General features: G+C 31.9%; 15 protein-coding genes and 1 pseudogene. 13 read left to right on the top strand and 3 right to left on the bottom strand.

Features of this window, described 5'->3' with window-relative positions; all coding sequences use genetic code 11:
• Positions 1-6 precede the first annotated feature (6 nt).
• Entirely contained in the window at positions 7-879 is an 873-nt protein-coding gene (locus Q0828_RS04265; protein WP_298417974.1) for a M23 family metallopeptidase, read from the bottom strand.
• 157 nt (positions 880-1036) lie between these two features.
• Here Q0828_RS04265 and Q0828_RS04260 point away from each other — a divergent pair, with 157 nt between their 5' ends.
• From Q0828_RS04260 to Q0828_RS04210, 11 genes and pseudogenes are all read left to right on the top strand, one after another.
• Entirely contained in the window at positions 1037-1222 is a 186-nt protein-coding gene (locus Q0828_RS04260) for a twin-arginine translocase TatA/TatE family subunit (RefSeq protein WP_298417972.1), read from the top strand.
• A gap of 121 nt (positions 1223-1343) precedes the next feature.
• Complete coding sequence (locus Q0828_RS04255) at positions 1344-1997, top strand: hypothetical protein (RefSeq protein ID WP_298417971.1); 654 nt, start codon at positions 1344-1346, stop codon at positions 1995-1997.
• Between the two features lie 69 nt (positions 1998-2066).
• Positions 2067-2573 (top strand): hypothetical protein, encoded by a 507-nt coding sequence (locus Q0828_RS04250; RefSeq protein ID WP_298417968.1) that lies wholly within the window; start codon positions 2067-2069, stop codon positions 2571-2573.
• Between the two features lie 4 nt (positions 2574-2577).
• Entirely contained in the window at positions 2578-3342 is a 765-nt protein-coding gene (locus Q0828_RS04245) for a hypothetical protein (protein ID WP_298417966.1), read from the top strand.
• A 117-nt stretch (positions 3343-3459) separates the two neighbouring features.
• Positions 3460-3921 (top strand): hypothetical protein, encoded by a 462-nt coding sequence (locus Q0828_RS04240; RefSeq protein WP_298417965.1) that lies wholly within the window; start codon positions 3460-3462, stop codon positions 3919-3921.
• A gap of 19 nt (positions 3922-3940) precedes the next feature.
• On the top strand, positions 3941-5401 hold the full coding sequence (locus Q0828_RS04235; protein WP_298417963.1) for a TlpA disulfide reductase family protein: 1461 nt from the start codon (positions 3941-3943) through the stop codon (positions 5399-5401).
• A gap of 80 nt (positions 5402-5481) precedes the next feature.
• Positions 5482-5970 (top strand): Crp/Fnr family transcriptional regulator, encoded by a 489-nt coding sequence (locus Q0828_RS04230; RefSeq protein ID WP_298417962.1) that lies wholly within the window; start codon positions 5482-5484, stop codon positions 5968-5970.
• Between the two features lie 66 nt (positions 5971-6036).
• Entirely contained in the window at positions 6037-6378 is a 342-nt protein-coding gene (locus Q0828_RS04225; protein ID WP_298417960.1) for a hypothetical protein, read from the top strand.
• 12 nt (positions 6379-6390) lie between these two features.
• Positions 6391-6891, top strand: a pseudogene (locus tag Q0828_RS04220) (acyl-CoA thioester hydrolase/BAAT C-terminal domain-containing protein); the annotation flags it as partial.
• Between the two features lie 57 nt (positions 6892-6948).
• Entirely contained in the window at positions 6949-8202 is a 1254-nt protein-coding gene (locus Q0828_RS04215) for an alpha/beta hydrolase-fold protein (protein ID WP_298417958.1), read from the top strand.
• Positions 8203-8226: 24 nt separating this feature from the next.
• Positions 8227-8859, top strand: coding sequence for a hypothetical protein (locus Q0828_RS04210; protein ID WP_298417956.1), 633 nt, complete (start codon positions 8227-8229; stop codon positions 8857-8859).
• Positions 8860-8911: 52 nt separating this feature from the next.
• Here the strand turns inward: Q0828_RS04210 and Q0828_RS04205 are convergent, their stop codons facing one another.
• Complete coding sequence (locus Q0828_RS04205) at positions 8912-9121, bottom strand: hypothetical protein (RefSeq protein WP_298417955.1); 210 nt, start codon at positions 9119-9121, stop codon at positions 8912-8914.
• A gap of 269 nt (positions 9122-9390) precedes the next feature.
• Here Q0828_RS04205 and Q0828_RS04200 point away from each other — a divergent pair, with 269 nt between their 5' ends.
• A complete protein-coding gene (locus Q0828_RS04200; RefSeq protein ID WP_298417953.1) occupies positions 9391-9672 on the top strand; it encodes a hypothetical protein in 282 nt (93 codons plus the stop codon).
• 24 nt (positions 9673-9696) lie between these two features.
• Complete coding sequence (locus Q0828_RS04195; RefSeq protein WP_298417951.1) at positions 9697-9921, top strand: hypothetical protein; 225 nt, start codon at positions 9697-9699, stop codon at positions 9919-9921.
• Between the two features lie 58 nt (positions 9922-9979).
• On the opposite strand, the gene Q0828_RS04190 is transcribed toward Q0828_RS04195, so the two are convergent.
• Positions 9980-12106 (bottom strand): Tex family protein, encoded by a 2127-nt coding sequence (locus Q0828_RS04190; RefSeq protein ID WP_298417949.1) that lies wholly within the window; start codon positions 12104-12106, stop codon positions 9980-9982.
• Positions 12107-12141: the final 35 nt, after the last annotated feature.

Genomic DNA, 12141 nt, shown 5'->3' with positions numbered 1-12141 from the left:
AACTTTTTATAATTTAAAATCAATATATGATGTTGGATTCACAGAATACCCTTCACTCCATAATTCGAAGTGTAAATGTGGCCCTGTGGTCAATTCACCTGTATTTCCTACAGTTGCTACTACTTCTCCTGCAGTAACTAAATCACCTTGTTGTTTGGTAAGTGAAGCATTGTGTTTGTATACAGAGATTAAATTATTTGGATGTTCAATGATTAAAACATATCCTGTAGAAACTGTCCATTCTGAAAATATAACCGTTCCGTCAGCAGTAGCCTTCACTGGCGTATCTTTTGGGGCTACAATATCAATTGCAAAATGTTTTTCTTTCGGATTGTATTCTTGTGTAATATTTCCTTTTACAGGAGGAAACAATACATAGTTCACTTTGGAAGTTGCCGTTTCAAATAAGTTGTATTTGTCTTCTTCAGCTACTTCTTCACGTAGTAACGAATCTTGCTTACTTGGCGTTAAGTCTACTTCTTCAGCATCAATTTTGAAAGATTCATAGAGTGAATCTTTATTAATGTTTTCGCTTTTTATTTCTCCCGTAAGGACATTTTTAATAGAAGCCATATACATAGAGTCACGGACACGAACCTGTTGTAAGGAATCAATTTTTTCATTGAGTTCTATTGCTTTTGTTTTTAATGCCGTAGATGAATAACCTGGAATGTATTCGCGTAGTGATGTAAAAGCAATAAGAAATGTAGTTAAGACAATAAGTAAAATTATCGAAAAAGCAGTCAATACAAAGACATTTAAACGTGTTAGTTTAAAGGAAACGCGTTCTTCAAAAGTATCTTCGTTCAGAATAACTAAACGATACTTGTGTAAAAGTTTCTTTTTGAGTCGTTGTTTTTTCTGATTGTCTTTCGCCATAGCTCAATTGTACACTACAAACTTAAAAGAAATTATTAGTAATACCATTTATACATTGAAATAATGGTGTATAATATTGTGTGAAAGCGTTTTTTTATGCTTCTTTGTCGTGGTATATATATTTATTTTTACCTTTGTACCTTAAACTTTAATCATTATGATGTCTTTAAACATGTTTTTAGCAATTCCAGGCGGATATTCAATTATTTTAATTGTAGTCGTTGTATTACTTTTGTTCGGAGGAAGAAAAATTCCAGAATTAATGCGTGGATTAGGTAGTGGAATTAAAGAATTTAAAGATGCTACTAAAGATGACGAAACTAAAAAAGTAGAGAAAGAATAGTTTATTCTCTTATATAAAAACAAAAAAACCACACTGAATCAGTGTGGTTTTTTTGTTTTAGTAACAATTTGATTCACAATCATACATATATAATCAACAGTTATATTTAAACTACAGCATATTGGAAATCACGAAAAAAGAAGTGGAACAACTTATACATCTTAAAAAAGAGAACTCATTTTGGACACACTTAAGCGGAATTTTAGGAAATAATCTTTTTGTTTCAGGAAGTGTTTCTTCTACAGAAGTCCAACTTTGGCAACGCAATCAGTGGACGATGAGTTTATATGCTGTTTTTACATTTTCATTTAATGCACAACATCATTTGATTGATATTAAAACGGAACTCAATATTTTTGGAAAAATTTTAGTTTACGGAATTTTCGCTGTGTTAGTTTTCTTTTTTATTCCAAAAGATATGGCTTCGTTTCAACAAAATAATTTTTGGATTTTCACATGCATCAAGGTTATCTTTTTAAGCATCTATGTCATTCTTTGTAAAGTGTTGTATGAAAGTGAAAAGAGAATTCAGCGAAAAGCCATTTTTGAAAAATTAGCTATCGAAATCACTGAAGAAAACCCTATCAAAGAAACATCGTTATTCAGCATTTTTATTCGAATACTTACCTATCCTTTAGGTTTGATGACGTTATACGCTTGTGTTTTTCATTTTTTTCCAAATCAAAAATACATATATGGAACTCTTGGAATCGTAGTTGTTTCAGCATATTTTATCACGGATATTATTTTACTTTTTAGAAAGAAGAAAAGGTAGCATCAAAAATTTCGCTATTCTTAACGCAACCAAATTGCATTTTGTGTATCTATTGTGAAAACAATAAATATGAAAACCAACTACTTCATCGTATTCATTGCACTTATTTTTACTTCGTGCTTTTATAATAATGATGACAACTTTATTCCAACTGCTACAGGTCCGTCAGCATCTCTCTTCGAGCCAACAACAATGTTACGTTCTGAGTTAGAAACTTCAATAACTTTACAAGAAGCAAAACCCATTATCGAAACTGGAAAAATTTATGTTAAAGGACAATACTTATTTATTAATGAACCATATACTGGATTCCATATTATAAATAACGCCGACCCTGCTAACCCAATTGTAGAAAAGTTTTTAGTAACTCCAGGAGCAACGGATCTTATTTTTAAAAATGATTCTTTCTACATAAATCAAGCTGTAGATCTTGTAGCGCTGAAATTTAATGCGGCTTTCGATGGAATTGTTGAAACGCAAAGAGTTGAAAATATATTTCCTCAACTCCTTTCTCCTGATGGATTTTACCCAAATATAGCACCTAATGAAATAGTAATTAATTGGACACAAAACTAAAGACATGAAAAAACTAAGAATTTTAATTGCGTTGGTATGTATAGGAATACTAAATACTTCTTGTTCTTCTGATTCAGCGAATGCAACATCAGATGTTGCTTCTTTCGAAGGAAGTGAAACTGGTCAATCAGGATCTTTAGCACGTTTTGTAATACTAGATGATTATTTATATACCGTAGATTTTCAAAGCTTAAACGTTTTTAGTATTGTAAATACAGAAAATCCTGTGTTGGTAAACACGATTAATGTAGGTTTTAATATTGAAACATTATCTTCTTATAAAGAATACCTATATATAGGGTCACGAAACGGAATGTTTATTTATGATGCTTCACAATCAGAAACACCGCAACTATTATCAGCAGTACAACATTTTACAGCTTGTGATCCTGTAATTGCTACTTCTTCGCATGCCTTTGTAACTTTGAAAGGTGGTAATTTATGTGGCGAAAACTTAAATGTGTTAGAAGTGTATGATGTTACCAATGCTGAAAATCCTATACTTATCTCACAACGCAATATGGTTGGACCAGTTGGCATGGGATTTTATCAAAATAAGTATCTATTTGTATGCGATGATCAGGTGAAAATATTTGATATTTCTGATCCTGAAAATATGCAACTAGTTCATGCCATTGATGCCGATAGTTTTGATGTTATTATTCAAAACAACCTGCTTATTTTAATTGGAGAAACTGGTTTAACTCAATATATGCTCGATCCTGAAAATATTCTGAATGAAAGCTTTTTAAGTGCTTTAAGTTTATAACATTCGTTTACATTCGTATCGATTTTCACTCTTGAAATATGTTTAAATATTATTGGGAATGCTATTCATTTCGTATTATTTATTAATGAATACTGCTTATATTTAGAAAAAAATAGGATGAAAGAGTGGTTTAGATACGAATATGGTTTTGTAAATATTGATGCTGAAAATCTATATTTTACGAATACTGGAAATTGGTCTGAAGTAAAAGGTTTGAAAGAAAAAGGAATTCAACAACAAAACTCATTTCGACAATTTCGAATGAAAATTATTCCTTTTATTATTATCGTACTTATTGTTTTCCTTATTATTTTCCCAATTGATTCTGGAAAAGTGAAGTTTTCACTAATCGCTGGATTAGTTTTGTTGGCAATTTCTGCTCGAAATTACTTGAAAAGAGAAATTGGTGCAAAATTTAAACTTCCTATCTCTAAAATTGAACATATTACACTAATTGGAGAAGTTGCTACAATTGTTTTTCAAGATGGAGAAGAAAAATCAACAGAACAAATACTTGAAAGTCTAGACAGGAAAGGAATTCAATTGTTAGAAACATTACAAAAGTCAACTATGGAATAATTTTTGCGCGATTTAGTTCATGAAAAAACTACTACCCATTTTTGCTTTTATTTTACTTTGCCAATGTAAAAGTGAGCCAAAAAAAACACCACAAACCAAATTACCTGTTCCAACAGAAAAAATTAGAATAGAAAAGAAAAATGAAATTGTTATCAGCGTTCACGATACTGTTGATGAGTTTTTCACAAACTTTTATGTTGATGAATTTCAGGATAAACCTGATATGTTATACTTGGGTAAAAAAAAGCAACGAACTTCTATTACAATTCCAACCGAAAAAAACATACGGATTTTAGGCGGCGATCCTTTTGTTGCCTTTAATTATGTGTTAACTATTGAAAAAGGAGACAGTGTTATGATTTCTATTGATAGGATACAATTATCAAACACAAAACATGTTGATTTTCCAGTATTTGAAATTCCAACAAGCACTAAAAATTGGGCAGAATTCAACTTTGACTATCTACACTATAAGAAGAATATTCGCGAAGGCGGAATTGTGCTCGACACCACTAAAGAGTATCCAATTTCTTCTTTAAATCTAGAAAAATCACTTACCAACGGACATTTTTTACTTGATAGTTTGATGGAAATTGACAAAATAACAACTACTTTTTTTAATGAGAAAAAACAACTTGTACAACTAAAACATGCCGCAAATAAAATTAGAAAAGCAAATCAAAAAAATGAAGTTATTGACTTAGATAGTATCGGAATTCAATTGAATGATGCCAATTTACTTGATAATCAAGAATATATTTTTGCGATTAGAGCTTATATTGATTATACCTATTTTAAAAAAAAGAGAAGAGTCAAAAATTCAAAACGATTTGATTTGATTCTCGCAAAAGAAACTTTTTTGAACACGACTTCCAAAGAAGTAATACTCAATTCGTACTTAAAAAGTATTTATTTTCTGGAAAAAAGTAAATTCAAAAAATACCTTGAAAAATTCAATGCGTTTAATACAAATACGGAATTGGAAGAAAAATGGAATACGGTTTTGACATATTTAAATACGAATACTAAAAAACTAAATACTGCAAATAGAACTGTTGGACTTTTGAGTAATTTAATTGAAGATAGAACTTTTACTTTTGAAGAAGTATTAGCAAACCAAAAAGGTAAAATTGTACTTGTCGATTTTTGGGCAAGTTGGTGCGCGCCTTGTAGACAAGAAATGCCTGCATTAAAAAATTTAAAAACTACTTTTAACGAAGATGAATTACAAGTTATTGAAATTTCTATTGATACAGATTTCAATGCTTGGAAAAGAGCTTCAAAAGTGGAAAAAATTCAGCTAGAAACACATAATTATATTATTTCAAACTGGAAAAAAACCAATCTTTATAAAAACTATAATATCAAAACAATTCCACGATATTTATTGTTTGATAAAACAGGTAAAATTATAGATACAGATGCGCCAAGACCAAGTACAAAAGCGTTAACCGAATTAATTCAAAAACAATTATTATAGAAACTACCGAAAACATATTTGAACATTTTGAGCAATTTATACAACTCTCAGACGCGCTGAAAACTGAATTAAAAGACAGGTTGCATAGTGTAACTTTTAAAAAAGGTGAACTTATCTTAGATGCCAATCAAATTTGTACCAAAAGTTATTTTATTAAACAAGGAATTTTACGCACCTATTTTTTGAAAGATGGAAAAGAAGTAAGTGAATATTTTTGTAGTAATAACGAATGGGTGAATTCACCAAAAAGCTTCATGCAACGCAAAAAAGATATCTACTATATTGATGCAATTGAAACTACAGAAGCGTTTTCGTTACACATAAATGATTTAGGATATTTATTTGATCATTTTCCTGAAATGGAACGCTATTCACGATTTTCAATGGGAACTATTTTTGGACATCTTATGGAACGAATTACTTCAATGCGTTTTGCTTCTGCCAAAGAAAAATATACACATTTTCGAGAAACGTATCATGATATTTACCATCGTATTCCGCTTGGAATGGTAGCTTCGTATATTGGTATCACCCAAGAAACTTTGAGTAGAATTCGCGCTGAAAAATGATTTTTTGATTTAGGTCAAAAGTTTTAAATGTAAGATGAAGTTACTTTGCTTTAAAAGTAAACTACTATGATTTCATCAAACAAATTACAATTCGTATTATTCCTATTTTTCTTCACTGTTACAACAACATTTTATGCACAAGAAAAACTACAAACCAACAATACTGAAGCTATTTTATATGTTGGCAAAAGCGAAAATCAACCCTTAATTGTTGGACTTGGCGGTTCGGAAGGCGGAAATGCTTGGACAAGTAATTATTGGAAAGCAACAAGAGATCAATTTATTAAGAAAGGATATGCCTTTTTAGCAATTGGATATTTTAATGCACCAGAAACCCCAAAACTTTTAGAGAAAATAGCTATTGAAGATATACATAATGCTATTGTAAAAGCTACCCAAAACAAATAAGTTGATGCAGAGCGTATTGCTATTGTTGGTGGTTCTCGCGGCGGCGATTTAGCATTATTAGTTGCAAGTTATTACGACGATATTGATTGTGTAATAGGAATTGTACCTAGTTATGCTGTATTTCCGGGGAATACAACGCATTTTACAACCTCATCTTGGACATATAACAATACGGAACTACCTTTTATTCCAGTAAATGAAGCCTCAGTGCCATTTCTTGTGAAACGTGATTTGCGTGGCGCTTTTACAGCAATGCTACAAGACACAAAAGCAGTACAAAAATCGTTGATTAAGGTTGAAAATATAAAGGCTCCTATTTTACTAATTTCTGCAACCGAAGATGAAATTGCTCCAACTACACCAATGTGTGATAAAATCATGTCTCGATTGAAGCAACACAGCTTCAAATATTATACAGAACATGTTGCTATTATTGGTTCGCATGCAGAATCTTTACAACATTTTGAATTGGTTTTTAATTTTCTAAAACATAAATTCCCTGTAAAGCAGTAATTTATTTTTGGCATTGTTTATGTGGTATTATTACAAACATTAACTGCCTTTTTTATTATGAAAAACCAACTACTTTCCCTTGTAATTTGCATGCTTGTAAACACAAGTTTTTTTTACTCTTTAGCACAATCCAATCAAGATAATTTGTTACGAATAGGAACTAAGGATAGCATTTATTCAGAGATTCTTACTGAAAATAGACAAATTTGGGTTCAAGTTCCAGAAAGTGCTAAGATTGCCACAAATCACCCGAAAACATATCCAGTAGTATATATTTTGGATGGACGTGTGCATTTTTTATCTATTTGTGCCGTACTGAATCAATTGGCGCCAGATACTGTTCCTGAAATGATTGTTGTTGGTATTGAAAATTCAGAAAACAGAACTCGTGATCTTACACCAACTAAAGTAAAAGAAGCTAGAGGTTCATCTGATTGGGTACAAGATTCTGGTGGCGGAGAAAAGTTTACTGATTTTATCGCAAAAGAATTGATTCCATATATAGATAAAAAGTATCCAACTACTAGTCATAAAACACTAATTGGACATTCTTTTGCAGGATTATTGGTTGTAAATACGGTATTGAATCACCCAGAATTGTTTGCCAATTATATTGCCATTGATCCAAGTTTGTGGTGGGATAATGAAGTATTAAACTCAAAACTAGCAGAACGTTTGTCTGATAAAAAATATAAAGGAAAATCATTGTTTCTTTCTATGGCAAATCCGTTGCCTCCAGATACAGAAAAAGACTTGAATGTACTTGTTAAAGACACTACTTTTAGAACCGAAGGATTGCGTGCAACATATAACTTTACTAAGATCGCTTCAGAAACAAAATCAAGTACTTTGCAATTTTCATATAAATATTATGAAAATGAAAATCATGGAACAGTTCCTTTAATTTCTATATATGACGGAATGTATTCTCTTTTTCCTTGGTATAAAATGAATAGTCGTTTTGTAGATGTTTTAAGGAATCCTGGTGCTGATGCAGAAGCTGTAAAAAAAGCTTTTAATGAACGTTATAAATTACTTTCTAAGCACTTAGGATATACAATTTATCCCGAAGAAGATTTGTTGAATAATTTAGGGTATATGTTTATGTCTAATGATCCGAAAAAGTCATTTTTGTTTTTTACAATGCTTATTGAGTCGTATCCAAAAAATGCAAACGGATACGATTCTATGTCAGATTATTATATTTCACAAGAAGATATTAAAAATGCGATCAAATATGTAGAAATTGCGTATAAAATAAGTGGCGACAATTATCATAAAGAGAAGCTCTCAAATTTAAAAAAGAAGTAATTTATTTTATTGTAAATTGATAAGATGAAAACAATCGCGCCTTTTTTCCTTGTTATTTCTCTTGTATTATTTTCTGCTTGTGAAGAGAAAGAAAAGGCAATTCCTGAGAAAGAACAGCAACTAGAAGCTTCAAAAGATACGGTTTCTCCAAAAGTCAATTCTCACGAAAGTGAACCTATTAAAAAAGTAGAGCTTACTTCAAAGTTGAAAGAAAAAGTAACGCGCTTATCACAATTAAAACATCAATATCAACTGAAAAGTCTTGAAATTGTTCCATCAGAAAAAACAATCCTTTTAGGTGGTTTAAAGCGTGTTTTGAAACTGAAAGACACTATTCAATTCATCGATATAAAATCATTTAAACATGGGCTTCATGAAATACGAAAATCATTTTTAAAAGGTGCCAAGCCAATGCAACCAAACGGAAACACTTATCCAAGATTTACAATTGAAGAATACATTTTTAAAACTTCAGAAAACGCACAAGCAATCTACGAAATGTTGCTAAACTCCAAAGGAAAAAGCTCTGTTTGGACGTATATTAGCAAAGCACCTCACGAATTTCTATTGGAAGAAAACCGAATGTATTTTATAGGCTCAGGTGGTTTTTATATGATGGGAATGTGTAAAGGTGTTGTTGAAAAAATAAAAGACTAATAAGTTGAAACTTATTAGTCTTTGGGTTATTCGTCAAAAATGTTTTCTAAACCTACCCAGCTGGTCCGTCACAATGAACTGTTTTGCCTGGTGCTTGGTCTTCACAATTACAAGTTTCTGTAGCAGGTACACAAAAACAAATTGATTCACAACTAACAGCAGATGCACATGCATGATCTGATGGTCTGTAGACTCCTCCAATTAAAAAATTGCTAACTGTCACTTTTTTAAATGTTAACGAATTTGATTTTCTTTTTTTCATAATAAACGGTTTAAATTTATAGAAGCCTTCCTAGCTTCCTTCTACACGTATAACCAAAAAGAAATGAAAACGTGACATTTTTTGTATCAATCTCTACAACAACTTTCTTTAAATATTGAAGTTAACGCATGAATAACATAATCTGCTGAAAATGAGTGGTTTATATATAATATTTAATTTCCAGTAATTCGATAATTATGGGTTATGTTCTTTTGATTTCCCTCTTTTCTTCTTGTTATTTGATTCATCATTAACATAAAAATAAAATTATGAAAAAAAAGAATCTCAAGTTAAACAAAACAAGTATTTCAAATTTAGCAAACGCACATAACGTAATTGGTGGAAAGCTAAATAATACCTCATATTGTTCTTTTGGTATTTGTGGACCTCCAGGAAATTCCGCACTTTGTGGCGCTACCGATCCTGCTTATGGATGCTCACCTACCTACATATGCCCAACTATAGAAAACTGTGTTACTGACGGTTGTGGAGATTTAACTACACCTGCAAATTGTTCTCCAGACGAACCAACCGTATATACTTGTGCTTAATATTTATACATCAAAACTATTTTTATGAAGAAAAGAAATTTTAAATCAAAGTTACATCTTAGTAAAAAAATTGTATCCAATTTAACCAAGGTTCATGGAGGAAAAGTCATTACTGGCGGATGCTCTGACGGATGTTCACCTATACATTCCCTTTGGAATTGTTCAAAGCAAAATTGCACAGCTGATTGTCCGCCGTTAATAACGTTGGAAACTCAACCATGTACTGATTCAAATGCAGTTTGTTGTTAAGAGTTGGAGAAAAACAAAACTCCGCTTTTTCAGTGGAGTTTCTTTAGTTTATACTTTTTTAATCAATCATAGACAACTGAATTCGCTTTCTACTTTCGTCAACCTCAACAACTGTGACAGTTACATGTTGGTGTAATTTTACTACCGAATTGACATCACTTATAAATTCGTTGGCCAATTTTGAAATGTGTACCAACCCACTTTCTTTGATTCCAATATCTACAAAACAGCCAAAATTGGTAATGTTGTTTACAATTCCAGGCAAAGACATACCAACTTTTACATCAGAAATGTTTTTTACATTCGGATCAAATTCAAAGAGTTTTGCCGTTTTTCGCGGATCAACGCCAGGTTTTTCCAATTCTTTTACAATATCGTTCAAGGTTGGCAATCCAATGGTTTCTGTGCAATAATTTTCGAGTTTAATTGTACTTAAAACAGTTTTATTTCCAATTAATTCATCTACCGAAAGCTTTGCATCTTTTGCCATTTTTTCCGCAATATGATAACTTTCTGGATGCACAGTAGAATTGTCTAACGGATGTTTGGCATCCGTAATTCGTAAGAATGCCGCAGCTTGTTGAAATGCTTTTGGACCTAATCGCGGTACTTTTTTCAAACTATTTCGAGAATCAATTTTTCCGTTTTCCGATCTAAATTTTACCACATTTTCTGCCAAGTTTGCACCAATTCCAGATACATAACTCAATAATGCACTACTTGCTGTGTTTACATTGACACCAACTGCGTTTACGCAACTCATTACAACTGTATCTAATTCTTCTTTCAGTTTCGTTTGATCAACATCGTGCTGATATTGTCCAACACCGATGGCTTTTGGGTCAATTTTCACCAATTCTGCCAACGGATCTTTCAATCGTCTTCCAATAGAAACTGCACCACGAACCGTAACATCATAATTTGGAAATTCAGCACGTGCAATTTTGGAAGCAGAATATACAGAGGCGCCAGCTTCGTTTACGATAAATACTTGCAAATCGCGATCAAATTGAATCTTTTTGATAAAGAATTCTGTTTCACGCGAAGCGGTTCCATTTCCAATAGCAATGGCTTGAATTTTATATGCATTTACCAACGAACGAATTTTTTTACCTGCGTCAGTTGTTTTTCGCTGTGGCGGATGTGGATAGATATTTTCATTATGTAATAAATCGCCTTTTTCATCCAAACACACTACTTTACAACCCGATTTGAATCCTGGATCCAATGCTAACACACGTTTTTGACCTAGTGGCGCACCAAGTAGTAGTTGTTTTAAATTGTCCGCAAATACCGAAATTGCGGTTGTATCGGCTTTTCCCTTGACATCATTCATCACTTCATTTACAATGGCTGGTGATAGCAAACGCTTATATGCATCTTCAATAGCCATAAATACTTGATCTGTGCAAGAAGCTACATCAGTTTTAATGATCAATCCATCGATCATGTCTAATGCTTCCTCTTTATCAACAGCAACTTTTAGTTTGATGAAATCTTCTTTTTCTGCGCGTAACATTGCTAATAATCGATGCGATGGTGTTCTATGTAGTGATTCACTCCAATCAAAATACTGCTTATATTTCTGTGCGCTATCGTCGTCTTTTTTTGTTTTGACCACTTTGGTTGTAATTGTCGCTTTTCGCTGATATAGACGTCTTATTTTGTTTCTAACGTATTCGTTTTCATTAATCCACTCAGCAATTATGTGTCGAGCGCCTTCCAGCGCTTTTTCTGTAGAAACGACTTCTCCTTTTACAAAACGTTGCGCAGCATAGTTTACGTCTTCATGTTGTTGCTTCATGATGATTTTTGCCAACGACTCTAATCCATTTTCTTTGGCAATAGAAGCTTTTGTTTTACGCTTTTTTTTGTAGGGTAAGTAGATATCTTCTAGGGCTGTTAATGTTTTCGCTTGCGCGATTTTTTCCTGTAATTGTGACGTTAGCGCATCTTGTTCCGTAATAGCTTTTAAAATGGTTTCTCGTCTTTTTTCTAATTCTGCAAAAGCCGTTTTTAGTTTTACAATTTGACCTATTTGAACCTCATCTAAGTTTCCTGTCATTTCTTTTCGATATCTTGAAATAAAAGGAATTGTACAATCTTCATTGAGTAATTGAATTGTTTTGAGAATACTTTTTTCTGGTAATGAAAGTTGTGATTTTATATATTGAAGTTCGGTCATGAAAGTATTTTTTGCGATTGCAATTTAGTATATCA

The sequence above is a fragment of the uncultured Kordia sp. genome (genome assembly GCF_947496985.1).
Lineage (GTDB): Bacteria > Bacteroidota > Bacteroidia > Flavobacteriales > Flavobacteriaceae > Kordia.
Note: the sequence above shows the minus strand (reverse complement) of the source record. Positions and strands in the feature narration are given on the sequence as shown.

Excerpts from the sequence above, each read along its gene's own strand:
- Q0828_RS04205 (WP_298417955.1), bottom strand. The coding sequence starts at position 9,121 with ATGAAAAAAAGAAAATCAAATTCGTTAACATTTAAAAAAGTGACAGTT.
- Q0828_RS04200 (WP_298417953.1), top strand. The coding sequence starts at position 9,391 with ATGAAAAAAAAGAATCTCAAGTTAAACAAAACAAGTATTTCAAATTTA.
- Q0828_RS04215 (WP_298417958.1), top strand. The coding sequence starts at position 6,949 with ATGAAAAACCAACTACTTTCCCTTGTAATTTGCATGCTTGTAAACACA.
- Q0828_RS04240 (WP_298417965.1), top strand. The coding sequence starts at position 3,460 with ATGAAAGAGTGGTTTAGATACGAATATGGTTTTGTAAATATTGATGCT.
- Q0828_RS04195 (WP_298417951.1), top strand. The coding sequence starts at position 9,697 with ATGAAGAAAAGAAATTTTAAATCAAAGTTACATCTTAGTAAAAAAATT.
- Q0828_RS04235 (WP_298417963.1), top strand. The coding sequence starts at position 3,941 with ATGAAAAAACTACTACCCATTTTTGCTTTTATTTTACTTTGCCAATGT.
- Q0828_RS04210 (WP_298417956.1), top strand. The coding sequence starts at position 8,227 with ATGAAAACAATCGCGCCTTTTTTCCTTGTTATTTCTCTTGTATTATTT.
- Q0828_RS04265 (WP_298417974.1), bottom strand. The coding sequence starts at position 879 with ATGGCGAAAGACAATCAGAAAAAACAACGACTCAAAAAGAAACTTTTA.
- Q0828_RS04250 (WP_298417968.1), top strand. The coding sequence starts at position 2,067 with ATGAAAACCAACTACTTCATCGTATTCATTGCACTTATTTTTACTTCG.
- Q0828_RS04225 (WP_298417960.1), top strand. The coding sequence starts at position 6,037 with ATGATTTCATCAAACAAATTACAATTCGTATTATTCCTATTTTTCTTC.
- Q0828_RS04245 (WP_298417966.1), top strand. The coding sequence starts at position 2,578 with ATGAAAAAACTAAGAATTTTAATTGCGTTGGTATGTATAGGAATACTA.
- Q0828_RS04190 (WP_298417949.1), bottom strand. The coding sequence starts at position 12,106 with ATGACCGAACTTCAATATATAAAATCACAACTTTCATTACCAGAAAAA.
- Q0828_RS04260 (WP_298417972.1), top strand. The coding sequence starts at position 1,037 with ATGATGTCTTTAAACATGTTTTTAGCAATTCCAGGCGGATATTCAATT.